The following is a 25,367-nucleotide window of genomic DNA, read 5'->3' as shown; positions in this document are numbered from 1 at the left end:
TTCTTGGACAGCCCCTTCTATTTTAATTTGGAGTTCAAAAACAGCCTAAGCTTTAAAGGTTTGCCCAAGGTTCTCATGCTGGATGGCCGTGGTTTCAAAAGAGAAAAGCCGGAAGACCAGCTGAACGAATACACCCAGTCCACGTTTTTTTAGGTCCACATTTTCAATAAACTCGATCACACTGCTGTCGGTTTCTTTGGTTTTTAATTCGTACATATTGATCTCTCCTTTTTTTGCCGAACAGCTCCATTAGACATTTATAATGGGTTGTATTCTTAATAACAGCTAAAAACCAGAAGGAATCACTACCTTCTGGTTTTATTTATTCTATCAGATTTCAAGTATTCTATTTTGCATTCTCATCGGGTTGATGAATTCCGAATATATTTCCTTCTGTATCAATATAGTATCCTTGCCACGCCATTCCAGGCAATGCATATTTGGGCATTGCCACCTTGCCGCCATGCTCCATAATTTTAGCTTCCGTGGAATCGTAATCTTCCACTCCCATTGTACAAGCAAATCCATTTAACGCCTGGTTGGTTTCCGGAGAAGCACTTTGCCGCTGCATCAAAGCACCATTGATTCCAGGTTCTCTCTCATCGCCAGTTACTGCTCCAAAGTAAGGCATTCCTGCATACTCACTCCAATCCTGGAATGACCATCCGAATACCTCTCCATAAAACTTCTTTGCACGGTCCATGTCACTTACATGAATTTCAAAATGAACTAATCTTCCCATGATTCCCTCCTATTTTTTCAAGAATCAGCAATCATTGAGTGCGCTTACACTATCCTATTAACTAGTATAACAACCCTGGGAATAAATTCAATTTTTTATAGGGTTTTCATGCTTTTTCTCGCTTTTTCCGTAAAACTTTATTTTAAAGTTTTACGATCACACTTCCCTAAAAGCCATAAGAAATTGTTAGTCTTCATCCCTATGTTTATCAAATGACTGTTGAATAAGGTACATTGCATCTTCAATTTCATTGATGTCTGAAACCCCAAACTCTACGTCACCATTTCCCCATCTGCCTAAATTGGTAACATCTTTACAGATTCCTATTGGATCATGAATTTCACTGAAACGTATGTTAAGCATTATACTAAGGCGACTTTTTAAGGGAATGATATCTACAAAGTTTGTTGTAGTCTTATAAGCTATATAACGCTTTTTATACTCTTCTCTTACTGAACTATCCAGGTTACATATTCTTTTTCTAATTTCTTCAAATAATATTAGCTTAGAACCCGATAATTCTGGAAAATCATTTATTGAATAGGAGTCGCTCTTACTATCTGCAAACTGTTTCTTATATTGTGACAAGACTTCTTCTGACACTTGTGGAGATCCCCAAACTAATACTGCTTGTTCCGCAAGTCTTTGTCCTCTACTTTCAATTTCTTGTTCATTCCATGTTTCAAGTCTTCCCAAACCTCTATTTAAACGTAAAGGACTATCAGCAAACCCACCTTCCAATTCTCTTTTCACTTTAAATGGTTTATCACTTAATTCAGAGTTATACCTGGTCAAAGTCAAATTTCCTAATGTATGAAGATATGTTTTTTGAATCTCTTGCCAATTTTCCCCAAGGTTATTTTTCCACTCAGGAGACAGATTTTCATTTTGAGGGAGAATGTGTTCTATCGTATATTTTTCAATATCGACAATTTCTTTTCGTTCGTAATTCTCTAACTTCCTTAGTAAATAGTTCCGGTTCCTAAAATTGTATACGTCTTTTACTTTTAGTTCTCTTATAAACTCTTCATTGTTAGGGAACCTCTTATAGGAGTCCTTAAGTGCAAAAACAACCTGCACACTTTCTAAATATTTTTCTTTATTTATTTCCTTACTCATTGTGGCAAAGGTTTTATTAAGAGAGTTTGTTGGTACTCCACATATCGCTCTGCGAAAAACATATGACTCTACCAATTTTAAAATTAAAATAAATTCATCTTTAGATAACTTTTGTTTGTAATAATCATCATAAACTTCAAGTAAAAAAGGATACGAAACATCAACTTTTAAGGAATTTATATCTTTTAAAACTTCATTGATTTGTTTATCCTTTTCGGTTTGGAAAGCTAAGTGTACAAAATACTTGGAGAATTGATAGATATCTTTTGAAACTTCTTCTATTGTAAAATCCTTTTGCTTACCTACATATTCTTTAAAGTCAGAATAGACGTTTCTTATATTCGGAATACGACCCGTCTTTACGGTTAAATAATCTCGCATAAACCTATCAAATATGGACGAATCGTTAAGATTACCAAATCCCTTTTCCATTGGATCCCAATAATTTTTATAAAGTAATTCTTGTTCTTTGGGCTCAAGTTTCATTAAAACATAATTGCGGATTAAATCTGCTTGAGACAAATCCAGGCCCGTAGAATTCAAACTCTCAAATATCAGTTGTGGATTATCATGATCTCTATCGAGAGATATATCAACTACTATTAGCTTAGATATGCCACGAAAAAGTAAATTCAAGTCAATCTCACTTGTTTTAATCTGTTCCAAAAAGAAATGGAAATTTTCATAAATTCTTTGTGAATATTCTTCAGGAATCTCTTTCTCATCGATCAATCGAAGTAGAGTGTCTTTATCCGTTTGAGTAAGAAGAAGTTTATAATAAAGTTCATCCTCTTCATCATTATTCACTAAATAGTAATTCATAATTTTTTTACTAGTAACATCATGCTTTTGTTCACTGTTATTTATAGCCTTGCTCAAGGCATGTAATAATAAAGTAAGTGTGGTCATACGCTGTTGTCCATCAATAACAAGCAACTGAGGCACTGCTGAAATTTGATATAATCCTTTTTCTATATAAACAATTGAACCAACAAAATGGCCTTTTATATTTTCATTCTTAGCAGCGCGAACAATATCATTCCATAATTGCTTACATTGTTCTGTAGTCCAGCTATATTTTCTTTGATATATTGGAATTATAAATTGTTTTGTTCCTTGAAGGAATTTCAATAGGTTGGTTTCAGAAGCTTTCACGTTATCATCACCCTTTTTTGTCAATTATTAATCAGGAACTAACAAATGGTTTTTTGAAACTGCGTAATAAGAAGAAACACGACCTTCATTTTTTACATACCCTTTATTACACTAACTCCTTACTAACAACGAAAAAAAAATCAAAAAAATCGACCAACTAGGCCGATGTCTTACTGATTTAAACTCTCTCTTTGAATAACCCATTCAAATTCCTCCACGGCATGGATACGAAGTCGGTGGCGCTTCGTTACACTGAGTGCTGCAAATGCCTTTGCCTTCATCGCTTCCAGTACATTACCGCAACCAATAAACGCATCGCCTGTACCCGTTATGTCAATTGTATTCACTTTGTGGGAAGCCACCATTTTGACATTATCCTTAGTCACCCACATCACGCTCTGGCTTCCCTCGTAACGATGACATTCTTCAAGCCGCGCTCGATCAGGGTCATTGTACATCGGTTTCCAACGGCATGTCGTTAGCCATTTTCATTCGGAAACAAGAAATCGCTTTTGCACACAAACTCAAATTCCTGCCGATATCTTTTGTAGGATTGGAATGGGTCATACCCGTACTTGCCGGTACAGTTGTAGGGCTGACGATTAGCCGATTCAGTAGCAAAAATTCAACACCAGAACAGGAACTGAAGCTTCCTAAGCTGTACAAAGGATAATAAAATACAAAGAAGCAGGTACAAAATGGACCTGCTTCTTTGTTTTATTTATTAAACTCTCTCTTTTAAAAACTCTTCTACTTCTTCCAAACCAGGATATGAAGTCTGTGTCCCGCGCTTCATCACACTTAATGCCGCAAACGCCGTCGCTTTTTTCATCGCCTCCAGCACATCACCGCTCTGTACAAAATAATGAGAGAAGCAGCCGATGAACGCATCGCCGGCACCCGTTGTGTCTATTGCATCAACCTTATGTGAAGCGACCGTTTGAACATCATCCTTTGTCACCCACATCACTCCCCGGCTTCCCATCGTTACGATCACGTTTTTCACGCCCCGTTGGATCAAGGTCATGGCAGCCACTCGAATCTGGTCGTCGGTGTCCACCGGCATATCTGTTAAGATTTCCAGTTCGCTTTCGTTCGGAATGAAAAAGTCGCTTTTGCAAACATTCTCAAAATCCAGTTCCTTTGAGGCCGGTGCCGGATTTAAAATCACCGGAATCCCATGCTCGTTTCCAAACTCAATGGCACGGTATACGGTAGGAAGCGGAACCTCCAGCTGCAGGACGATAAGGGAGCACTGTTTCAGCTTTTCTGCCGCCCCATCCACATCTTCTGGTGCAAGATGCTGGTTCGCTCCCTTAATGATCAGGATGCGGTTCTTGGACTCAGGATCCACAAAAATCGGCGCAACCCCGCTTGAGGTGCCAGGCACCTTGACGGTAAATTCCGTATCAATGCCGTACTTCTCCAGGTTGTTGATCGTGTTGTCGGCAAACAAATCATCTCCGACTTTCGTAACCATCATGACGTTGGAGCCAAGTTTCGCTGCCGCTACTGCCTGGTTCGCTCCTTTTCCGCCGCATCCGATTTCAAAGTCCGGCGCTTCAAGTGTTTCTCCTTCTTTCGGCATCTTATCAATGTATGAAATGAGATCCACCATGTTGGATCCGATCACTGCAATATCCATGTTTCTTCCTCCTTATTTCTTCCCGGTCACGACCGTAAAGGAACGCTCTTCCCCGGCACCTAACGTGATCAGTGTTCCTGCTTTTTCTGCGGCCAAAAATCCTTCCGGCCGGCATGTCGCAGGCAGGACGAATGCGCCTACCTGCTGGTCGCTGTTATGCAAAAGCCAGCGTGTCGCATGGTTCAATTCCGCAGTTGAGAACTTCGTGAAAAATGACGTGCCATCCGGTGACGTCATCTCAAATACTGCTTCCTCACCGTAGGCATCCAGCTTATCCGCAAAAAAGACAATCTCCGGGTCATACATCTCCGGCTTGTTCAGCACGTTCAGCGTTTCTTCCCCGCTCAACAGCTTTTTATTGTACGCCAGCCATTGTTCGGTCGGCTTCACGTGGGCTGGAATCGATTCCCGAAGCACTAAGCAATCGTCCGGCATGTTCTGCTTCATCTCTGCACCATCCACATACGCATAATTCGTGTGGCACATGTATTGAAGCGGCATGTCGGACCCTGACAGGTTCTTCACCTTCATATTCATCTCAATGAATGAGTTTTCCTTCATCATTTTAACACTCGGAGACGCTAAATAGTGATGTCCGAAACCTTTCACATACTCCGTTTCCCCGCAAACACTGATTCCTTCTTCACTGATTTCCAGCCATGCCCGGTCCATCTCGGCACAAGCCATTTCACCGTGCAGTTCATGGTCATCGTCAGGTCCAGGACAGCCATTGGCGATCAAGCCGGAGTGAAACGCAAAGCAACCGTATGTATCCACGATCGCATTGACCTTTTTCGGCTGTGAGAACATGTTCTTCATCTTCAGATCTGTACCGTCAAACTCAAGATCCCAGATGATCTGTCCCATATACGGCAGCACAACCATTCGCCCCCGTGAGTTGGTCAGCTCAATCGCCTCCACCCCTGACGGATAGCGGAATAGGCTTGCTGTAAATTCATGATCTCGATAGATTACTTTTTTGCTTTCTTTAAAAAATTCGCGCTGAAGTTCAATGGTTCCTCTCATTTCTAGCATCCCTTTCCTGCTAAATTAACCCGTCCAGGCAGCCAGCAACGGCTGCCCCGCAGGTTTTCTATTTTTATCGAGCCACTTCGATCGTTTCATCTGTCTTCTTCACCATAGATTTTTGTTTTTTCATTTCACCAAAGAAGTAAATGCCGACATATACGAAACATGCCATCGATACGAGGAACGCCGTCTGCATGGAGCCAAATGCGTCAGATGCGTACCCTTGAAGTGCCGGGATCACCGCGCCGCCGACAATCGACATTACGAGGATCGCTCCTGCTGTTTCCGTGTACTTCTTATCTACCACTTCAAGCGTCTCAGCATAAATGGTTGCCCAGCAAGGTCCAAACAGCATGCTTACTACGATGGCCGCGTAAACTGCCGTCATGTTCGGCACGAGAATGACATATGCCAGCATCGCCGATCCGAGAATGGAATAACCGAACAAGACCTTTGAAGATGAGAAGCGTGCCATCAGGAAGTTCGCGATGAACTTGCCGACAAAGAAGCCCGCAAAACTATAGACCATGAAGTTGGAAGCCGTTCTCTCATTGAAATCCGGGTTCAGATCAAGTGCCAGACGGATCGTGAACGACCAAACGGCTACCTGCATTCCTACATATAAAAACTGTGCTGCAATCCCTTTTTTGAAGCGTTTGTTGCCTGCCAAATATTTGAGCGTCTGACCGATTCCTGGTGCCTTTTCTGCGCTCTTTGCACGATTCGCAACCGGCTTACAGATCGGGAACTTCGTCAAGGCAAACAAGACAAACATGGCAATCAGTACGAAAATAATATATTTATATGGTTCAAGTGTATGCTGCAGCATCTTCAACCCAAACGCATGCGCTTCAGCCGGAGACATTTTCGCCATCTGTGATTCAAGGCTTGCCCCCTCCTGGAACACCAGGTACTTTCCGAGTAAAATCCCTGCGATAGAACCAAGCGGATAAAACGTTTGAGAAATGTTCAAGCGTAGAATGCTATATTGTCGCGGCCCGATCATCGAGCTGTACGTATTCGCCGCCGTTTCCAAAAAGCTTAGCCCAATCGCAATCGCGAAGATCGCAACCAGGAACATCGTGTACGTCCCCATGTGTGACGCCGGATAAAACAACGAGCAGCCGACGATATAAAACAGAAGGCCTGTCATAATCGCAAACTTGTAACTCATTTTCTTGATGACCATCGACGCCGGAATCGCTACAAGGAAGTATCCTCCGTAAAACGCACTCTGAACGAAAGCGCTTGCGAAATCACTCAATTCAAACACATGTTTAAATTGCGCGATGAGAATATCGTTCAAGCTCGCTGCTACCGCCCATAACGGAAACAGCAGTGATACAAGGATAAACTGGAAAATCGGTGTGCGGTTCAAGTAACCGTCCGGCAGTTGAATCAATTGGTTGTTCTTCATGTGTAACATCCCCTTTTCTAACTTTTAGTTTATTAAGGCTGTTTTCTTAATCTTTGTTGCACTTGTGGGCCGTTGATTTCCGTTCCAGGCCGCTCGCTTTCCGCGGAGCGTGCGGTGAGCCTGTGACCGGCGTAAACGCCTACCTAGTCTCACCTGTCACGCTACTCCCGCAGGACAAGGAAAGCTTCGGCAGCGTTATATCGCACGAAGAAAATGTGAAATTCATTTTCGAGGAGTCTCTCACCTTGCACTCCAATCAACTCTTAGCAATGAAGTATATAATAAACTCCAAAAGCAACAATCTTTGAGAAAAGAGCCTTTATTAAAGCGCTTACAGATAACCGGTAACAAGAAGGCACAGAGTGACCTGCTCCAGTGCCTCATTTACTTTTTAAGAGATTGTCCAGTGTGTGCACCTTTCGGAAAACGCAGCCGGGAGGAATCACGAATAATGAGTTCCGGTGACAGATTGTACTCCCGCTTCGGCATCTCCCCCTTAAAATGAATCCGTTCATGCAGGAGCTGAAATGCAATCTCCCCCACCGCATTCATCGGACGTGAAACAACACTGAGCTTCGGGTTCAGGAACGTGGCAATATCCACATCGTCAAAGCCGAAAAACGAGATTTCCTCGCCAAGCTTCCAGTCCAGATCACCGATGGCTTTCACACACCCGGTCGTCATCAAGTTGTTGGACGAGAAGATGGCAGTCGGACGGTCGTTCTGGGAGTAAAACTCGTGAGCTGCCTGATAGCCGCTTCGCTCTCCAAAGTCCCCTTGAAAAATATAACGCTCGTCCAGCTTCAGGTTGTAATCCTTGAGCGCCTTTTTGTAGCCAATGAAACGCTCACGCCCCGGCGTCGTGTTCTGCGGACCGCAAATGATTGCGATCTTCTCATGCCCCTGGAGGATCATGTGCTGAACCGCCTGGTAGGAGCCCTTCACGTTATCGACCAGCACCGTATCGACGTCATAGCTTTGGATGCTTCTGTCAACCGCCACCATCGGAATGCCCTGCTCGTGAAGCTGCTTTAGATGGTCGCCGTTCTCGTTGGCCGTCGTAATGATGACACCATCCACACCGCGCTCAATGAAGTTCCTCAGAATCTCTTCCTCCACGACCGGCGACTCATTCGTACTGCTCAAGATCGCAAAGTACCCTTTCTCCCGGGCCTTCTGTTCAATCCCGGCCATGACGAGCGGAAAGAACGGGTTGCTGATGTCAGGGACAATGACACCGATCGTCTTCGTATCCTTGCTCTTCATCGTCCGGGCCGCCGCGTTGCGGATATACCCGAGCTCCTGAATGGCTTTAAGGATCTTCTCCTCCGTCACCTTGCGCACGCCGCCCTGGTTATTGATCACCCGAGAAACCGTCGCAATCGACACATTCGCTCTTCTCGCAACATCCTGAATATTCGCCTTACCTTCCATTGGACATAACTCCTAAAATGTAAACGTTTAGATTTTTACAGAAAAAAATAGAATTAGTCTGCTTTATCTTAGTTGTCCGGTTTGAATCATAATGTAAACGTTTAGATTTTTGTTCTTGGGTATAATTTAGCATGACTAAAGATAGAAAGCAAGAAGTTTTTGTATGCGTTTACATGTTAAATCATACTAAATGAAATAGCTCCCTTGGGTGGGAGCTATTTCAAAGTGAATCATCTAAATCTCTATTTATTTCTTCTGCTTATTAATTTTGTTATTACTTCTTGAAAAGCTGTCTTCAAATAGTCTTTATTGTGTATTGGACTAAGCTTTATCAAACGCAAATGATGATCCTCATAATCTTCTATAGGATGGTTGGAATTGTATTGTGATGGATATATAGCCCATACCTCTTGAATTGGGTTATTGTGGGTTATACCATTATTTGCACCATATAAATGAATAGATTTACATGAACTCCCATAGCTTAACAATTGAGACATTGTTTTGCTTTTATGACTGGTATTTACGATCCCTAAATCCCATACACTTCTTTTTGACCTATATTTAAAATCAATAATAAGGCTGCCAATATATATATCTTCCTCATATACATCTAATCTGGAGTCAGGACGGTTATTATTACTACTTATATATAAAGGTTCACTCAAAGGATCTGTATCCTGCCGCTGATAAGGAATTTTTCCATCATATGTTAACTTGAGAATTAATTTTTCATTTCTAAAAGTTATGGTAGTTCCACCATTTAAATTCGGTATTAAGTTTTTTTGTTGGTTAAACGCTCCACTATATATCCAGCCGTTTATCGGATTAAACTCCAGCTCTTTAATTGCATTTACGAGTTGGACAAATCCCCAGATTTCATATAATTTGTCTGTTCGTTTCCATTGCAAAGCATAAATAGGATCAATGCCTAGTTCAGGCTTTTCCTGCTTCATTTCTCTATACATTTGGTAAAGCACTCTATAACGTGCATCTAGCTGCATAACATGAGGTAAAGGACATGGCTTGTGTTCATTTACTTCATGATACCATTTAGCAGACTGAAGCATTTGAAAAGCATTTTGTATTTTTTTTGTAACAATTAAATACTCTTCAAGTTTTGATAGTACTTTTTCTTTTTCGATTAATACGTTCCTAGTGTTTTCTTGAAATTCAGCATACGGCCTTAATTCATAGTCAATTTCGAACTTTATATTTTCTGCATAACTTGTAACTAAATTATTAAATTCTTTCAAATTAATAATTACAAACTGAGCAATTTTTTTGGCCCAACGATTTTCCGGTAGATCATATTCAAATGTGTTAATTGGAGATTTAAGCTCGGTCTGTTTTTCAGGATATTTTAATCGATGAATTACTGACTTTTCATCAGTTGTTTTAACCCTCTCAATAGGAACCATTTGATAATTCTTCTTGATCCTATAGTTTGCTTTCGTATATAAATCAGTAATAGCGGCAAGTGCTTTTGCATAATGTTTTTGAAGGATGAGAAACTGACTGATTTGCCTTGGAGCAAGCATTTTCAACTCTTTATATACTAACCCCATTCTGCTTTTTATAAGATCTTGTGCTAATCCCGAAAGTTGCTCCTCAACCTCTTCCTTCATTATCTCCCACTGTTCTTCCGTAACACGATTAGGCTTTACTGCTACAAGAGTGTAATAACTAATACTCAGACAGTCCACACGCAATAGGTACTTCCCTGGTATTAATGGGTAAGATTCTTGTTTAAAAATTTTAATAGGATACTCAGCAGGCGCAAGATAAGGTATTCCATCCTCCTCCTCGACAAACCTTTCTGGAATAGACTCCAGACCCTCAAAAAATAATTTTGAATCTTCATGTTCACTTTTAAAAAGAACTTCTACTGGTACATTTTCAGTAATTTCTAACAAAGTATCTTCAGAGACAGAGTTTTCATCACTATAAAAGTCTACAATTCGATTAGGAAGTTTATTTCCAATTTTAAATTCCAGTATAAATGGGAGATTAGAAAGTGTATCCATTAACTTTCAACTCTTTCGCTTTATGCTTTAAAATTTTAAATGTTTTTTCAAAATCAGATACATTATTATATTTCAATAAAATATCACTTAATAAACTTTCAGAGAGTTCATCTGTTTCTATATTGTAAGTCCCAATTAAATTTTTTAAGAATTCTTCCGGCCCTCTTACTTTTGTTAAAATACGCTGTACCAGCTGTAGATCAAAGGCTTGTCTTCTATTTAAATAAAGACTATGTGGTAAATTTTTTAGATACATATCAATTTGTCTCACAACACGTGGGCCTATCCCCATATTAACAGTAATTTTTTGAAATTCCGTGTGTAGTTCCCAAAGTAAATCAGTTTCTTCACTTGTAAGTTGCAAAACCTGGCTGTTGTTTTTAAACCCACTAAATGCCTGAATGGAGATTTTATCATAACTGTCATTTCTTTTCCGTTCCTCTTTTATTTCTCTCAATTGATCATAAGGAAGCACGTTTAATGAAATAACATTTGAGCGGTCAAGCACCTTATCAGAAAAGTGATAAGTTGATTCATCAATATTAACAGTCCCAACAAACATAATATTCTCTCCTATTGGAATAGAAGAAGGATACTGGGCTGAATTGTAAAGACGGTTTTCAAGGCTCTCATTATAAAGCTTTAATACGCGTCGACCTTGTTCCATTTCAAGTACAGATAGAAATTGAGAAAAATAATGTTCTACCCTGGCAAGATTCATTTCATCAAATCCTATAATAAACAACTTATTTCTTTCTTTGGATGCATTAATTAATGTATCAACCAAACCGGAATCACCTGGTCGATAGACCATGTGCATGGAGTCTACATAACCAATTAAGTCTGCATCATCACTCCAGGCAGGACGTACAGGTATAATGGTTAGCTGCTCATCATTATGAATCTGGAGTGCCTTTGCGTAGGAGGAAACCAATCTTGATTTCCCGGTCCCACTCATTCCCTGAAGAATAACAAGATTAGAAGTTTTCATTGCGGTATGAAAATTAATTAAATCTTTTTCTTCATACTGCAACCCATTATCGCGTGTAACAAGAATAAACTGTTCAATGAATTTATGCTCTTCGTCCTCAGTTTCATCAGTTATTACTATCGGTTGATGATCAACAGGCAATATAGAAGTATTTAAGGTGTTCATCGTTAAGTCGCTTACTTTTTGTACCGGAGGATCAGCAACTGCAGCTGCAACTTCTTCAGATGCAATAGTTATTGGTTCCAAAATTTCTGCATTATCCAGATTTAACAGATCTTCCAATGAATCAAACATATTAATATTTATAAAAATAATAGAATCATTTACTTCATAAGATTCATCGATCCAGTCATCCGTTAAGCTTGTTAATCTTAATTGATCTGCATATGTAAAACAAAAACCCCCATGTGCATATGAGTGATTATCAAAATCTCCAACTACCTTGTATGAACCATTATCGTCTTTCCATAAAATATATTGTGGTGTATCATTCTGCTCGATAGAGAGCTTATCTACTTTTCCCACATACCTTTTGGACAACAAACGCTGAATAAATTCCTCATAGTCATATCCATGCTTTTGTTGGCTAAAAACTGGTAAGGGAACCAAAGTGTCGTTGTCGAGATGGCTATCAACTTTTCTTTTTAATTGTAGATCTTTAGCATGATATACCTCATTTTGTGATGTAGTCATTTTCTTGGCAGGACTAAAAACAAGGACAAAGTCGCTAATAAAATTCACAAAATTTTCTTCTCTTTGGTAATCCATTTTTGTTAAATCATCAACAAATCCATAAGGCTCCAAATCTGTAGCATAGCCCGTAAATAACCGTTCATTTGGAAAATTATCCGGTTCTTGTGAAATAACTTTTATTAAGAATTGTATGACATTCTGGCTGTTAATAAATATACCTTTTCTACGGCCTGTTTCCTGTTCAACATATTCATCTTCAGCTAAAGTTCCTAATAAAAATACATCCCATGTTTTGTGATTAATCATTCTTATACCCCCTGTGCATCTACATAGCTAATTAAGTTATGTATTGTATTAAATTCTTTTAATACTTCATTAGGTGCCATATTTCTAAGTTTTCTAAGTCTACCTGATGTTAATTCGAATGATATAACATGAATTTCATCAAATTTACTCCAAATTTCATTGTTATCAATTTCATCAATAGTTGCGGGTTCAATAATTTCAGGATTGTGGCTGTAACAGTTAACATTTTTAAGACTTCTCTCATTCCCAATTAGAGCTATTTTCTTTTTGGGTTTTTCTACAGTAACAGCCACTTGCTCGTTCGATTTTAATGTTAAGCATATAGCATGAAGGCGATTTATTTCATCCTGCTTTTCCACGAGAATTTGATTAAGCTTAGATATTTCCTTACTTGACGAATTTACTTTGGATAAATCTTCATTTATTTGATTTTCTTGATTTGTAGTTTTTTCTCTAAGATTCTGGATCTGTTCAAGATATTGTTTTTTTTCCTTCTCCCACTTATCTCGTTCTTTTTTTAAATTGTTTTCTGCCTTTGAAGCTATCTTTTGCAATTCTTGTATTTGTATCTCTTTTTTCTTTACTTGAGTTTCAAGTGATTTGATATCTTTACTTACAATTCTTTCTTTTTTTTCATCTGTTTTTACTTCACTTTTTTCATTTTTCCCCTCTATCTCTTCATTTGGGAGTCCTTGTACTTTATTTTCAAACAAAGTGTAAGCCAGTTTGTGTTTATCTTCTTCTATTGAAGATAATAAAATTCTCAATATTTTTCTTCCATCTTGTTGATTGGATATATTATTAATTAAATTTGTTTCTGTACTGGTCAATATTTCGTAATATTCATCATTTTCTTCAACTTCCATTCTGGTAATTTCTTTTATTGCTTTAATCTTAAGTGGTTCTAATAGACTATTAATTAATTTTGGTTTAAGGATTTTGAATTGTGATTTCCAATTGATTTGCCTGAACCCTGCTATTTTAACTTTACATGTTTTTCCTAGTGTTAATAACTCTCCCTGAGGCATTGTTTCGAATATCCATTTCCATATTTCCTTTTCATTCATGATGATCCCCCTTGTTTCGTGGTAATTTTTACCTAGATAAATTATACCAACAAAACATTACAATTTCTAACATATTTTGATAATTTCTAATAATAAATGATAAATACCCCTCCTCAAAACTATGTTATTATATACAAAATAAACTTTTAATCTCTGTGGAGGAACGTTTTGAAAAAAATCATTAAAGTTGTTGCTGCAATTATTGAAAATGAAAAAGATGAAATTTTATGTGCCTTAAGGTCACCGGAAATGTCTATACCCAACATGTGGGAGTTTCCTGGAGGAAAGGTTGAGTCAGGTGAAGATATGTTTTCTGCACTTCAGCGGGAAATTAAAGAGGAGTTAGGGTGCACCATTGAGACTATTGATTACTTTAATGATCACACTCACGAATATGACTCCTTCACCATTAACTTAATTGCGATTAAAAGTAAAATTGTCGAGGGGACTCCTATACCTAGTGAGCATTCCACTCTTATTTGGTTAAAAAGAGATAACTTATCCTCATTAAAGTGGGCACCTGCTGACATACCAGCTGTTGAAGGATTAATTGAAGAACTAAAAAAAAGACTTCTCAACTGAGAAGTCTATACTTGTATAGTGAATTCATTATAAAGGCTAGCGGGCACTTCATTCTCTAATTTAATTTTTACAGTTATAGGCCGTTCGCTTTCATAAGCAATAGAATCACCTTTCCCTATATAAATGTAGGGCTCCACTTTATTATCTAGTTGCTTAAATTTGCGAACAAATAAATGGAGATTTACGCCTCTCTCTTTATTCTTAATGATATTTTGTCCTCTTTCTGACGCCTGTGTTGTATTATTTACAGATTGCCATTGGAAATGTTGCTCATCAAGAAACTTGTCTTTATAGTTTAAGCTCTCCTTAATACTCTCTTCTTTATGTAAATCGATAAATAAAAAGTATTCTTTACCATTGGCTAGTAAACCAGATCCCCGAAAAGAGCTATGAGTCTTTCTAAAGTTTGAAAGAAATGCGGTATCCATCATTTGATACTGTTCATATAGCTTGAAGTGAGGAACACCGTAATACTCTTCTTTATATTCTTTTTCATATCTGAAGATACCGTATAATATAGCATCTTCAATATACCTTTTATACTCCTCATTCAGTAAGAGATTTGCAAAAGGCTCCGTTTTCCTGAGCACCATATCTTGTAACTGAAATAGCTTTGGCTTACTTTTCTTTTGACCACTATCATAGTAGTTTTGATTAAGACACTCAAAGGCATGCAGAATGCTATCATCATCCACATGCTTAATCATTTTTAAGATTTCCATTTTTGCTGTATGGATATCCATTTCGTCGTAGTCTAATAGATACTTAATAACAACGAACTCATAGATTCTCTTGAGAGGGAGCATGCTAGATAATTCTTTAATCGAGCTTTCAAACAAATCATCTAGTAATAGAGTTTTTAACTTATCATGCTTTTCTACCTTGGCTACAAATTGTAAGTACGACTTCTCTTTATCAATGAATTTAATCGGATCTGGAGCACCGTCATATTTTAAGTAATCAACTAGATAATAAGGAATATGACCTTGATTTAGTTTCTTAAATTCAAAGTACTCTTCCTTTAAATACTTCATTGAATTGAAGTTTTCGTTATCGATTTGTTGTAAAATGCGTTCTTGAGAGATTTTGTCCATCTGAATATGAGTACATCCGGGCACATTGGCAAAGCCTGTCACAATAGCAACCTTTAAGCTTTCTTTGTCATAATAACGACTTCCGTTTAAGGCCATAGCAATTAAAAACGTTTTGTTATGATTGCCTATAAAATCAAGAACTGTTAGGAATGATTTATTCGCATGCTTTCGTAGCCCTCGCCCCAGCTGTTGTATAAATACTATTGGAGAGTTTGTTGGCCTCAGCATTAATACTAAATTAATTGAAGGAATATCAACCCCTTCATTAAATATATCCACTGTAAATATAAATTCAAGCTCATCCTGATCATCTTCTAAACTTCGAACATATTGCTCCCTTTGCTCTGGAGAATGGCTTCCGAATAAGCAGACACTTTTGTAGCCTCTAGCATTAAATTCAGTAGACATATACTGTGCATGCTCAATGCTTGCACAAAATCCAAGACACTTTCTTTTTTCTCCATCCTGTCCATAGAAATTCATTTTCTCAATAATAAAATCTACTCGTTCATTCACTTTGAGTCGTTTCGTAATCTCAGCAATATCATCAATATTAACATCACTTAAATCTACAGAATCAATATCAGTTATTCCAAAGTAATGAAAAGGAATAATTAATTCATCCTCTAACGCCTCATGTAACCGAACTTCTAACGCTACGTTATTATCAAACAAATCAAATACATTTCCACTGTCACAACGTTCAGGAGTGGCTGTCATTCCGAGAGTAAAGTCTGGCTTAAAGTAATCTAAAACACCTTGATACGATGGACTAGTAGCATGATGCGCTTCATCAATAATGACATAGTCAAAATAATCATTAGAGTATTCTTTATAACATTTTGATAGTGTTTGAATAGTAGCAAACACATAATCAGCATGTTTTTCCTTGTAATTCCCTGTCAATAAACCAAATGTCTTCTTACTATTAGGTAGGAGAGTTTCAAAGGTTTCTTTTGCTTTTCGTAAAATCTCTTCTCTATGTACAACAAATAATAGCTTTTGAGGCTGGTACGCTTTCACATCAAAAGCTGACATATATGTCTTTCCTGTTCCAGTTGCTGCAATGACTAATGCCTTACTTTCCCCAAAGTGTCGTAGACGATCTAAGTTCTCAATTGCACGTTTCTGCATTCGATTAGGAATAATATAATTTTTATTTTCATAAATCACCTGCTGGGTCAGCTCACTTCTCTTTAAGCTCTTCAAAAACTCTTCATAATGAGCAATAAACTCAGCGTTAGCCAACGTACTATAACCCCAAAGATGATTATATTCATTTAGCACTTTTTTGATAAAATGAGCGTCTTCTTTAGCAACAATTTCAACATTCCACTCAACATTACTTTTCAATGCGCTCTGTGTAATATTTGAAGAACCGATTATTACTTTATAACAATCACTGTATTCAAAAATATAGGCCTTAGTATGAAAGCCTAGTTCCTTGTCTGTAACAAAAACTTTAAGTTCAACGTTATTGAATTTACTTAACCTCTCGAGAGCTTTGGCATCTGTAAAATTCAAATATGTAGAGGTAATTATCTTTCCTTTAATCCCTCTCTCCTGCGCTTCTTTTAATGGATCTAATAAAAGTTGGAGTCCACTAAAATTCACGAAGGCTACGCTAAAACAAAATGATTTACATTCACTTATTGAGGTAATTAGTTCTGTAAGCAGATTTTCTTTCTCTGAATTTACAATTAGTTTCTTTTCAAATTCCATATAGCTCCAACCTTCTTGAGTCAGAATAAAAAGATGTTAATCCTGTTCACCAAAATTATCTAATCTAAACCAAAAAATCTAAAAACAGGATGTTATTCTACAAAAAAATAAGAACAGTTCTAAAAAGATTTCATTTCAAACCCCTTGATCATTATCCCATAAACATTAATGTAATATATGGAAAATCCGAAATAATATTTTCATTATGATTATTAAAAACTATATATAAATTTTACTGCCATAAAACCCTTGACCTAAACTTAGGTCTAGGCTGTATCTTTAATGGTATCTCAATCAGAAATCATTGGAGGAATTCAACATATGACTAAATTTGCTTTTGTTACAGGATCTAACAAAGGAATCGGGTATGAGCTTGTCCGGCAGCTGGCGGAGAAAGGATATCACGTGTTCTTGGGAGCGCGGAATGAGGAACTGGCGCAGCAAGCAGTGCGATCCTTGGGCTTTTCGAATGTTTCGTTTGTTCAGGTCGATATCTCGGATATACAATCTGTCCAACATGCAAAGAATAATATCCTTGAGATGAGCGATCACTTGGATTTACTGATCAATAACGCGGGGATTGCTCCCGACTTCAATATCCTGCCGAGTGAATTGAAAGTAGAGACCCTGCGTTCAGCATTTGACGTTAACTTCTTTGGCACATTTCAAATGATTCAAGCCTTTTTGCCGCTGGTAAAAAAATCACAGCGTGGGAAGATCGTGAACGTCACGACCGATATGGCCTCCCAGACGATGTTTAACAATGGTGAAGCAGGACAGCTTAATTTATTGGGGTATAATTCATCTAAAACCGCTGTCAATTCCTTAACCTTGGCCTTCGGTAAAGAGCTCGGTGCAGATGGTCCTGAAATCTTCGGTGTAACCCCTGGGTTCACAACGACGGACTTGAACGGAAATGCACCGGGAGGCAAAACAACGGCAGGTGGTGCGGAGATTATTTTGAACCACGCGTTAAGCAAAGTGAATTATCATGGTAAAATACTTGATAAAAACGGAGTAATTCCTTGGTAGGTGAAAGACGGTGAATTATACGATTGGACAGGTTGCAGCCATTAATGAGCTGTCCATCTCCCAGCTGCGTTACTATGACAAACAGGGACTGCTTCCCTTTCTGAAACGGACGGAAAAGGGAGACCGGGTCTTTGAAGAGGATTCCCTAAAATTACTTGAGATGATTCTGTGCTTAAAGGAGACCGGAATGCCCATCAGAGAGATCAAGCAGTTCGTGGACTGGTGCATGGATGGGAACGAGACGATTCCTCAAAGATTGGAAATGATGAAGCAGCAAGAGATCCATTTGCTGCAGCAAATCCAGCGTACGAAAGAGAATCTAACGAAAATCCAGCAGAAGATCGCAAGGCTTGAATGTGAGCAGAAGGAAAATCAATAGAGAAACATAAAAGGGACAAACTCCATTTCTTTGTAGTTTGTCCTTCAATGAAAAAGCAGTGAGATCTCACGTGAGAATCCCACTGCTTTTCTAAAAGCTTTTAAATTCAAGCTACTTCAGTAACATTCTTTCCATTCTGTCCAATTTTTGAAACAAGAGCCCAAAGCATTACACCAATCACAAGGAAGCCTGCCGTCATACTGATCACGCCTACCCATCCGAAGTCACTCCAGAAGAATCCTGCGAGTGTTCCCCCTACACTTGAGCCGGTATAGTAAAGAAATAAGTAGAGTGAAGAGGCTTGCGCTTTGTCATGTGTCGCACGTTGGCCAACCCAGCTGCTTGCAATGGAATGGCTGCCAAAGAAGCCATAGGTAAACATTCCGAGCCCCAGCATTTTAATGAATAAATAGGTGTCCAACGTCAAACCAACACCGATTAAAGCAAGCAATAAGTTAATGAATAGTATTCTTTGCTTCCCGTGGCGGTCTACCCATTTCCCGGTCCAGACCGAGCTGAACATTCCAATAATCATGATCAAGAAAATCCAGCCGACAATGGTTTGGCTAAGCAAATAAGGCTTTCCGAGCAATACGTAAGCGATGTAGTTAAATAACGCGACGTTGCTCCCCAAAAGTAAAAATCCCAAAAAAAATAGGCAAACGAGACCGGGATCTTTCAGATGGTCAACAAGTGTTTTTCCTAACTTCCCAATCTGTAATGGACGTGCTTTGAAATGCTGTGAAGACGGCAGGCTCTTCCAAAAAATGAGGGTAGCCACTAAGCTTATGACTCCGATTCCTCCTATCGCTGCATGCCAGCTCACGAGATCACTCAACAGCCCTGAGAATACTCTTCCAAACACCGCTCCGATTGAATTTCCGCATATATAAAGCCCCATTGCGGTTCCGAGACTTCTGGGTTCGATTTCCTCCCCAAGATACGCCATGGCAATGGAAGGCAGTCCGGCAAGCGATATCCCTTCCAGCGTCCGTAAAATCAGCAGAACGTGAAAATTAGGGCTGAACGCTGTAAAAATACAAATCACGGAAGCTGCAAGCATGGAAATGACCATGATTGGTTTTCGCCCCCAAACTTCGGACAATGAACCAAAAATCAGCATGCTGACAGCAAGTACGATCGTGGTTACAGAAAGAGACAGACTTGCTGTTGTGGGTGTAATGCTGAACTCCTTTGTGAACTCGGGCATTAACGGCTGTACGCAGTAAAGAATCGCAAATGTATTAAAGCCAGCGGCAAAAAACGCCATGCTGGTTTTTCGAAAAAGCGGTGTTCCCTGTTGAATGTAGCTCATACTGCTATCATCTCATTGGTTTGACATTCATCTTGTTGCATCTCTATCATCCCTTTAAATTTTTATTTTCCATATTTCTATAGTAGCATCATCCTCTTATGATGTATAATTCATTATAATCATATTTTTAATGTATTTATGTAATATATAATCTAAAAGAAACGTGGTGTTATCGATTGGAATGGCAGCAGTTTGAATACTTTAGGACACTGGCACGCATGCAGCATGTCACACGTGCGGCAGAAGCCCTGTCCATTACCCAGCCCGCCCTCAGCCGTTCGATTACCAGGTTTGAGGAGGAAATCGGGGTACCGTTGTTTGAACGTAAGGGGCGATCGATCCGACTGAATAAATATGGACAGCTCTTTTTACAGCGCGTGGACAACATCATGAAAGAATTTGAAGAAGGAAAACAGGAAATTCAGGACCTCCTTGATCCTGAACAGGGGGAAGTGTCAATCGGATTTTTACACACCCTGAGTACTGGCCGTATTCCCGATCTGCTCTCTTCTTTTCGCCAATCCTATCCCAAGATTAATTTCCGCCTGGGCCAAGGGCCTTCCCATCAGCTGATTTCCCAGCTGATGGCGGGGGAATTTGACCTCTGCCTCATAGCGCCGATGGAGAGCAAATCCCCCATTGTCTGGAGCCCGCTATGGAACGAGGAGCTTTATGTCATTGTCCCGAAAGACCATAAATACGCAGATAAGATGAGCATTACTCTGGAAGAAATCGCGGATGAATCTTTTATCCATTTAAAAGAAGGATTCTCTCTTCGCATCACAGTCGAACAATTGTTTCAGGAAGCGGGTCTCACACCTAATATCACCTTTGAAGGAGAAGAAGCAGATACCGTGGCAGCGCTTGTTGCCGCAGGCCTCGGCATTTCCATACTCCCGAATTTAAAAGGGACAGACCAAAGCAAAATCGAAAAAATCCCCATTAAAAATCCGCATTGCCAACGGACGATCGGGATTGCTTGGGTAGATGGAAGATATGTCTCACCCGCCACACAGAAATTTAAGAAGTTTGTGTTGGAACATTCATAAGCATTAAAAAAGCAACAGAGCACAAAGTGTCTGTTGCCTTCATTTATTCTTCATCGGTTTCTGCCTAATTTAGGGGGTAAGCCATGCTTGAGTACTGCGCTTACTTTAATATTCTCCTTTAATGACAAAGAACGAGCCCCGAATGGTTCCGGCCAGTTTAGACTTCTGCCTCGCAAACTTAAACTTGCCTTCCAGCTCCTTTGGGATCTCCATCCCATCTGAAAGCTTGAAACCGACTGCCCGCTTCTTGGGGTTATCAACCGTATACATGACGTTGACCGCAAGACCGTCCTCATAGAAGACGTAGGCAAATTTGATATTTTCCACTTGAAATCTTGAGGTTTCCAGCGGTTTGGCTGCAAACTCGATATCGCGTTCTTTTAGAATCCGATTCACATAATCAAGTGTTTCTTGGCTTTCGCTCGCTGGTACGACCGTAAATTCATGCTTGTATTTGTTCATAAAGTAACGGGCTTCATTCGCACGCAGCCCAGCAAGCGCTTCTACAACAGGTGAAGACTCTAATCCAGCTGCAGACACATTTTTAAAATCAACGATAGTGGACATTTCCATCTCTCCTTTTTATTTCTTATTTCCTGACAACAGGAATCCACATTTCACCATAGATCAGGCCGTTTCGCTTCCCCATCTCAACTGATGCATTGGGTCCGCCAACATAGGCAACATTCGTTGCTTCTGGCAGGACTTGCCCAAAGGCAATACCAGCAAGCTTGTTGTTCAAATCATCAGCTGACTTTCCTTCGCCCTTCACCACTACGTATTCCCCTTTAGGAAATTGGATCACTCTTGCTTCTTCCGGTGCCGTTTCCTCTGTCATGACGCCGGCATAATGCATCATCTTGTTGTTCACCGCCTCGTTCACGGCAAAAACATAGTCATTGGACGCCATTCCTTTTAACGTATCGAGCCTTCCATCTTGGCTGACCGCCTCCCAAAAGTCGGCCTTTTCCTTGTGAATGCCTGCATAGTCTGTGTAATCGCTCTTCAGCTCTGTTCCAAGACCGATCACGGTAAAGCCTTCTTTTTCTTCCAGCGTATAATTCGCCATGTTCAATACCTCTCTTCTCAAATTTTTTAATGATTTGTATTCATCGCTTAATAGGTATATCATAGCCTTAAATCATGTCAAAAAATGATACTGTTTAGGAGTCCTCATGAAAAAAGTTGAGCGTATCAATGTCATTATGCGGTATATCAACAATCGTGCCCACTTTACCGTTTCAGAAATCATGCGGGAATTCAATATCTCGCGTTCAACCGCCATTAGAGACATAAGAGAAATTGAGGCCATGGGGATGCCGCTTGTCGCTGAGGTTGGCAGGGACGGCGGTTATTTTGTCATGCACAACTCTGTCCTGCCCGAAGTCCGCTTTACCAACAATGAAGTGAAGGCTCTGTTTATTGCCTTTATGGCCACAAGAAACCAGCAGCTTCCTTACCTGAAGAGCCGTCAGTCACTGGCTGAAAAATTACTGGGTCTTATCTCTGAAAATCAGCAGGACGAGCTTGTTCTTTTAAATCAGATCCTGCTTTTTGAAGGGACCAATCCCCACAATCCCGACCTGCTTGATCTGTCAGACCTTCCCCATCCCATGCTCGAAACACTCATCCAAACCCTTCTTGTAGATAGCTATCTGCTGATCACGATCAAAGAAGAGTCTTATCCGATCTATCTCCTGCACCTTTATCGCGAGAAAAGCGCCTGGCTGATCGAAGGCTTTGACTTACAGGAAGAAAAAAAGAAAATCATCCCTGTCGATCACCTCACCGCTGTGAAACCTTATCCGCCTAAAAAAAGAATCAGCAAGAAAAAGATCCTGGAAAAACTGAGCAAGCAGGAAGAAGCCATCAACCTTGTCCTGGAGCTTGGCCCAAAAGCCATCGCACAGTTCAAAAAATACCACCCTTTAAAAGTTTCGATTTCGTATACAAATCCTTACCAAACCACCGCTCTGCTTAAGACGTTTATCGATGTGAATAAGCCGGAAGAACTTACGGAAATCACCAACTGGCTGCTGTTTCTGGGTGAAGATATCAAAGTGAGGGAAAGGCCGGAAGAAGTTTTGAAAGGTATTGAAGAGAGGTTAGGTATATACGGGCCCTAAGCAGTACTTTGTTTATGAGTCCATGTCTGTTTGGTTAATAAAGAGGAAAACGATGAAGCCATCGAGAAGTTCCTTTAGAAGCATACTGGATTAAACTTCGGAACATGGGAGGTAGACATGAAGATTCGCAGAATTGATCATGTGGGTATCATTGTAGAGGACCTTGCTGCTGCGAAAGCGTTTTTTGTTGAACTTGGATTAAAGGTGCTGGGAGAAGCAGAAGTGGAAGGCAAATGGGTGGAACAGATCATTGGGCTTACTGATGTTAGAGAGACGGTTGCCATGCTGGGAACATCGGATGGCGAGGCAACGCTGGAGCTGGTCAAATTCCATACTCCTATAGATGAAAAAGGAATTCAGCCCTCTTATGCAAACACCCTGGGGATCCAGCATATTGCATTTGCGGTTGAAGATATTGAAGCCATTGTCGCCAAATTGAAAAAGAAAGGCGGAGAACTCTTTGGCGAGATACAGAACTATGAAAACACTTATAAATTATGCTACATCCGCGGACCAGAAGGAATTATCATAGAGCTGGCGGAGAAAATCAATTAATATAAAAAAGCACTGCGGTTTGCAGTGCTTTTTCATGTTTATGGAAACTCAACCGTAATGGGCTTGAGATCCTTCGCCGGAACGAAGTGAGAGAGATTAAACTGAAGAATGGGGTTTTTTCAGCTTAAAACTGTACCTCTGCACGGTCTCGTAGATAAGTGAAGACGATGCCTTTGCAGTTAGAACCTCATCATTTACAAATCCCGTAACGGACACCACATTTCCGTCAAAGTAGGCGCTCGTCAGTTTGACCGTCAATCTGTTTTTCGTCATCGCCTGGTTCAACTCAGTAACCGCATTCTGTCTCGCCAACTCCAAACCTGCTGAATCATTGAATTCCTCAAAAATTCCGCTTATCAAAGGAGTTCCCTTTCCATTTACATCTGTTCTTGCCCCCCTTTACTCATTAGTGGAATGGTTAAAATAAATATAATGTAATTTATATAAGTTGCTTGTACAGTTTTTTGTTTATTTGAATAAAATCGCCCTTATCCAAATGAGCACGTTCAAATACTTCCAATGGTGCCTCTTCTAACATTCTTCTCATCTCATTAACTACACTTGGTCTTGTAGGAAATTTCACTACATTTGGAACTAAGTGAATTACAACAGGGAGAGCCGATGGGCTAATTTCATATTTCATCAGCCTGCCGAGCACCGTATTCTTTGAACTTCTTACAGTTATATCCACCGTTGGATGGAAACCATTAGATATTAATATTTTTATCCATGCTCCACCTAAGCTGACAATATGTTTGACTAGATGATTCTTGGCAATTTCACAGACAGCTTCGAAGGCCAGCATCAACCCCAATGATCATCACCTGTCTATCGTAAATAAGCCTCCATAAACAAATGGAGGCTTAGCTTACACTCAAAACTATAGAGTAGAATTGAATAATAATTCTTCTTTCTTTCTATCAAATTCTTCCTGGGTTATAACTCCCATATCTAACAATTGCTTATACTTTAATATCTCATCAGCAGCACTAAAAACCACCTTTTGTTCCTTAAACATCACATTATCATTTGAGAGGTCTTCTTCTACATCCGTAAACTCTGCATCAATAAAATCTGGCATTTCTCTTTTCATATTTTGTAAGTCTCTGTCCAAATCATCCTTGGAGTAATTATTTACCGACTCATATAATGTAGTTCTTAATCGGGTGCCCATTGGTTTCATAGAAGCATAGGTTAATCCACCTGAAATAACACCACCCAATAATGGGATGGCTTTTGATACTCCCTGGGCGAAGGTTTTTTTTGTCACCTTTACTCCTATGGTGGACGCTACTTTTTTAAAAATCGGGTAATAGATTGTCTTCATTAATGCCTTTTGAGGGAGCTTTTTTAACACCTGTTGTGCTACTTTTGAAGATAATACCTTTAATGCTGAAGCAGTACCGCCCACACCAAACATAACTCCTAAAAATAAAGTAAGCTCTCCTCTTACTCTTTCTGCATCTACTTGGTTATCTTCCCACAAATCTTTATACCCATATATATAGGCTAATTCTTGAGCTAATCTCAAGGAAATCCCATAAAATTGAAGAGTATCTGCTGGAATGGTAGCTGCCATTGCCAAACCTCCAGGTAATCCAGCTGCAAATGATGCCCCCGTACTTTGAAGAGTTCTTTTCTCTATTAAGGATTTAGCCAATTTATCTAACGTATTAATATTTACTCCTGCTTCAATAGGACCTTTTTCCAATACTATTACAAGATCATTGTATTCTATTTGGTCTGCCAAGATTTTGGATAAAAACTCCGTCCGATTTACCTTAACTCCTGGTATTTTTAATGCGTTTGTTATAATTAACTCCAATGAATTACTTTTCTCTGTATTGCTCAAAACTCTGACTTCCTTTCACAAAGATTTCATCCTTAG

At 39.4% G+C, this 25,367-nt stretch carries 24 protein-coding genes and 1 pseudogene; 7 read left to right on the top strand and 18 right to left on the bottom strand.

Annotation, left to right across the window (positions count from 1 at the left end):
• Window positions 1–141 precede the first annotated feature (141 nt).
• The 4 genes and pseudogenes from P4361_RS20430 to P4361_RS20415 form a co-directional block, all read right to left on the bottom strand.
• Window positions 142–216 (bottom strand): annotated as a pseudogene (locus P4361_RS20430) (DUF1801 domain-containing protein); the annotation flags it as partial.
• A 130-nt stretch (window positions 217–346) separates the two neighbouring features.
• Window positions 347–742 (bottom strand): VOC family protein, encoded by a 396-nt coding sequence (locus tag P4361_RS20425; protein WP_053355925.1) that lies wholly within the window; start codon window positions 740–742, stop codon window positions 347–349.
• A 186-nt stretch (window positions 743–928) separates the two neighbouring features.
• A complete protein-coding gene (locus tag P4361_RS20420; protein ID WP_328090766.1) occupies window positions 929–3,016 on the bottom strand; it encodes a DUF262 and DUF1524 domain-containing protein in 2,088 nt (695 codons plus the stop codon).
• Window positions 3,017–3,186: 170 nt separating this feature from the next.
• On the bottom strand, window positions 3,187–3,411 hold the full coding sequence (locus P4361_RS20415; RefSeq protein WP_328090765.1) for a hypothetical protein: 225 nt from the start codon (window positions 3,409–3,411) through the stop codon (window positions 3,187–3,189).
• Between the two features lie 77 nt (window positions 3,412–3,488).
• Between P4361_RS20415 and P4361_RS20410 the strand changes: the two genes are divergently transcribed.
• A complete protein-coding gene (locus tag P4361_RS20410; protein WP_328090764.1) occupies window positions 3,489–3,689 on the top strand; it encodes a hypothetical protein in 201 nt (66 codons plus the stop codon).
• Between the two features lie 51 nt (window positions 3,690–3,740).
• Here P4361_RS20410 and rbsK read toward each other — a convergent pair whose 3' ends face one another.
• The 7 genes from rbsK to P4361_RS20375 all read right to left on the bottom strand — a co-directional run bounded on the left by rbsK (window position 3,741) and on the right by P4361_RS20375 (window position 13,625).
• Window positions 3,741–4,661: a ribokinase gene (gene rbsK / locus P4361_RS20405; protein WP_328090762.1), complete on the bottom strand. Its 921-nt coding sequence runs from the start codon at window positions 4,659–4,661 to the stop codon at window positions 3,741–3,743.
• A 12-nt stretch (window positions 4,662–4,673) separates the two neighbouring features.
• Window positions 4,674–5,696, bottom strand: coding sequence for an aldose 1-epimerase family protein (locus P4361_RS20400; protein WP_328090761.1), 1,023 nt, complete (start codon window positions 5,694–5,696; stop codon window positions 4,674–4,676).
• A 64-nt stretch (window positions 5,697–5,760) separates the two neighbouring features.
• Window positions 5,761–7,107, bottom strand: a complete 1,347-nt coding sequence (gene fucP / locus P4361_RS20395; protein WP_328090759.1) for an L-fucose:H+ symporter permease — start codon at window positions 7,105–7,107, stop codon at window positions 5,761–5,763.
• Window positions 7,108–7,491: 384 nt separating this feature from the next.
• A complete protein-coding gene (locus P4361_RS20390) occupies window positions 7,492–8,541 on the bottom strand; it encodes a LacI family DNA-binding transcriptional regulator (RefSeq protein WP_328090758.1) in 1,050 nt (349 codons plus the stop codon).
• A gap of 242 nt (window positions 8,542–8,783) precedes the next feature.
• The gene (locus P4361_RS20385; protein ID WP_328090757.1) at window positions 8,784–10,568 is read right to left on the bottom strand and encodes a DUF2357 domain-containing protein; all 1,785 of its coding nucleotides are present in this window, start codon (window positions 10,566–10,568) and stop codon (window positions 8,784–8,786) included.
• On the bottom strand, window positions 10,552–12,558 hold the full coding sequence (locus P4361_RS20380; RefSeq protein WP_328090756.1) for an McrB family protein: 2,007 nt from the start codon (window positions 12,556–12,558) through the stop codon (window positions 10,552–10,554). Before P4361_RS20380 ends, P4361_RS20385 begins: the two co-directional genes overlap by 17 nt.
• 2 nt (window positions 12,559–12,560) lie before the next feature.
• A complete protein-coding gene (locus P4361_RS20375) occupies window positions 12,561–13,625 on the bottom strand; it encodes a hypothetical protein (RefSeq protein ID WP_328090755.1) in 1,065 nt (354 codons plus the stop codon).
• Window positions 13,626–13,793: 168 nt separating this feature from the next.
• Between P4361_RS20375 and P4361_RS20370 the strand changes: the two genes are divergently transcribed.
• Complete coding sequence (locus tag P4361_RS20370; protein WP_328090753.1) at window positions 13,794–14,207, top strand: (deoxy)nucleoside triphosphate pyrophosphohydrolase; 414 nt, start codon at window positions 13,794–13,796, stop codon at window positions 14,205–14,207.
• A 5-nt stretch (window positions 14,208–14,212) separates the two neighbouring features.
• On the opposite strand, the gene P4361_RS20365 is transcribed toward P4361_RS20370, so the two are convergent.
• Window positions 14,213–17,023: a DEAD/DEAH box helicase gene (locus tag P4361_RS20365; RefSeq protein ID WP_328090751.1), complete on the bottom strand. Its 2,811-nt coding sequence runs from the start codon at window positions 17,021–17,023 to the stop codon at window positions 14,213–14,215.
• Window positions 17,024–17,344: 321 nt separating this feature from the next.
• Here P4361_RS20365 and P4361_RS20360 point away from each other — a divergent pair, with 321 nt between their 5' ends.
• Entirely contained in the window at window positions 17,345–18,055 is a 711-nt protein-coding gene (locus P4361_RS20360) for an SDR family NAD(P)-dependent oxidoreductase (protein ID WP_328090750.1), read from the top strand.
• Window positions 18,056–18,065: 10 nt separating this feature from the next.
• Window positions 18,066–18,434 (top strand): MerR family transcriptional regulator, encoded by a 369-nt coding sequence (locus P4361_RS20355; protein WP_328090749.1) that lies wholly within the window; start codon window positions 18,066–18,068, stop codon window positions 18,432–18,434.
• A 106-nt stretch (window positions 18,435–18,540) separates the two neighbouring features.
• Here the strand turns inward: P4361_RS20355 and P4361_RS20350 are convergent, their stop codons facing one another.
• On the bottom strand, window positions 18,541–19,749 hold the full coding sequence (locus tag P4361_RS20350) for an MFS transporter (RefSeq protein WP_328090748.1): 1,209 nt from the start codon (window positions 19,747–19,749) through the stop codon (window positions 18,541–18,543).
• Between the two features lie 176 nt (window positions 19,750–19,925).
• Here P4361_RS20350 and P4361_RS20345 point away from each other — a divergent pair, with 176 nt between their 5' ends.
• Entirely contained in the window at window positions 19,926–20,798 is an 873-nt protein-coding gene (locus P4361_RS20345; RefSeq protein ID WP_062239034.1) for a LysR family transcriptional regulator, read from the top strand.
• Window positions 20,799–20,903: 105 nt separating this feature from the next.
• Here P4361_RS20345 and P4361_RS20340 read toward each other — a convergent pair whose 3' ends face one another.
• Window positions 20,904–21,365: a phage tail protein gene (locus P4361_RS20340; RefSeq protein ID WP_328090745.1), complete on the bottom strand. Its 462-nt coding sequence runs from the start codon at window positions 21,363–21,365 to the stop codon at window positions 20,904–20,906.
• 22 nt (window positions 21,366–21,387) lie between these two features.
• Entirely contained in the window at window positions 21,388–21,867 is a 480-nt protein-coding gene (locus P4361_RS20335) for a GyrI-like domain-containing protein (protein ID WP_328090744.1), read from the bottom strand.
• 106 nt (window positions 21,868–21,973) lie between these two features.
• Between P4361_RS20335 and P4361_RS20330 the strand changes: the two genes are divergently transcribed.
• Complete coding sequence (locus P4361_RS20330) at window positions 21,974–22,924, top strand: helix-turn-helix transcriptional regulator (protein ID WP_328090742.1); 951 nt, start codon at window positions 21,974–21,976, stop codon at window positions 22,922–22,924.
• A 117-nt stretch (window positions 22,925–23,041) separates the two neighbouring features.
• Window positions 23,042–23,479 (top strand): VOC family protein, encoded by a 438-nt coding sequence (locus P4361_RS20325; protein ID WP_328090741.1) that lies wholly within the window; start codon window positions 23,042–23,044, stop codon window positions 23,477–23,479.
• A gap of 96 nt (window positions 23,480–23,575) precedes the next feature.
• Here the strand turns inward: P4361_RS20325 and P4361_RS20320 are convergent, their stop codons facing one another.
• The 3 genes from P4361_RS20320 to P4361_RS20310 form a co-directional block, all read right to left on the bottom strand.
• Entirely contained in the window at window positions 23,576–23,839 is a 264-nt protein-coding gene (locus P4361_RS20320; protein WP_328090740.1) for a hypothetical protein, read from the bottom strand.
• Between the two features lie 79 nt (window positions 23,840–23,918).
• Complete coding sequence (locus P4361_RS20315; protein WP_328090739.1) at window positions 23,919–24,293, bottom strand: hypothetical protein; 375 nt, start codon at window positions 24,291–24,293, stop codon at window positions 23,919–23,921.
• A gap of 66 nt (window positions 24,294–24,359) precedes the next feature.
• Window positions 24,360–25,331 (bottom strand): SHOCT domain-containing protein, encoded by a 972-nt coding sequence (locus P4361_RS20310; RefSeq protein ID WP_328090738.1) that lies wholly within the window; start codon window positions 25,329–25,331, stop codon window positions 24,360–24,362.
• Window positions 25,332–25,367: the final 36 nt, after the last annotated feature.

Source organism: Fictibacillus sp. B-59209, assembly GCF_036216745.1.
In the GTDB taxonomy this organism is placed as follows: Bacteria; Bacillota; Bacilli; order Bacillales; family Fictibacillaceae; genus Fictibacillus_C; species Fictibacillus_C marinisediminis.
This window is presented reverse-complemented; position numbering and strand designations above follow the sequence as displayed.

Excerpts from the sequence above, each read along its gene's own strand:
- P4361_RS20425 (WP_053355925.1), bottom strand. The coding sequence starts at position 742 with ATGGGAAGATTAGTTCATTTTGAAATTCATGTAAGTGACATGGACCGT.
- P4361_RS20410 (WP_328090764.1), top strand. The coding sequence starts at position 3,489 with ATGTCGTTAGCCATTTTCATTCGGAAACAAGAAATCGCTTTTGCACAC.
- rbsK (WP_328090762.1), bottom strand. The coding sequence starts at position 4,661 with ATGGATATTGCAGTGATCGGATCCAACATGGTGGATCTCATTTCATAC.
- P4361_RS20400 (WP_328090761.1), bottom strand. The coding sequence starts at position 5,696 with ATGCTAGAAATGAGAGGAACCATTGAACTTCAGCGCGAATTTTTTAAA.
- fucP (WP_328090759.1), bottom strand. The coding sequence starts at position 7,107 with ATGAAGAACAACCAATTGATTCAACTGCCGGACGGTTACTTGAACCGC.
- P4361_RS20390 (WP_328090758.1), bottom strand. The coding sequence starts at position 8,541 with ATGGAAGGTAAGGCGAATATTCAGGATGTTGCGAGAAGAGCGAATGTG.
- P4361_RS20385 (WP_328090757.1), bottom strand. The coding sequence starts at position 10,568 with ATGGATACACTTTCTAATCTCCCATTTATACTGGAATTTAAAATTGGA.
- P4361_RS20380 (WP_328090756.1), bottom strand. The coding sequence starts at position 12,558 with ATGATTAATCACAAAACATGGGATGTATTTTTATTAGGAACTTTAGCT.
- P4361_RS20375 (WP_328090755.1), bottom strand. The coding sequence starts at position 13,625 with ATGAATGAAAAGGAAATATGGAAATGGATATTCGAAACAATGCCTCAG.
- P4361_RS20365 (WP_328090751.1), bottom strand. The coding sequence starts at position 17,023 with ATGGAATTTGAAAAGAAACTAATTGTAAATTCAGAGAAAGAAAATCTG.
- P4361_RS20360 (WP_328090750.1), top strand. The coding sequence starts at position 17,345 with ATGACTAAATTTGCTTTTGTTACAGGATCTAACAAAGGAATCGGGTAT.
- P4361_RS20350 (WP_328090748.1), bottom strand. The coding sequence starts at position 19,749 with ATGAGCTACATTCAACAGGGAACACCGCTTTTTCGAAAAACCAGCATG.
- P4361_RS20340 (WP_328090745.1), bottom strand. The coding sequence starts at position 21,365 with ATGTCCACTATCGTTGATTTTAAAAATGTGTCTGCAGCTGGATTAGAG.
- P4361_RS20335 (WP_328090744.1), bottom strand. The coding sequence starts at position 21,867 with ATGGCGAATTATACGCTGGAAGAAAAAGAAGGCTTTACCGTGATCGGT.
- P4361_RS20330 (WP_328090742.1), top strand. The coding sequence starts at position 21,974 with ATGAAAAAAGTTGAGCGTATCAATGTCATTATGCGGTATATCAACAAT.
- P4361_RS20325 (WP_328090741.1), top strand. The coding sequence starts at position 23,042 with ATGAAGATTCGCAGAATTGATCATGTGGGTATCATTGTAGAGGACCTT.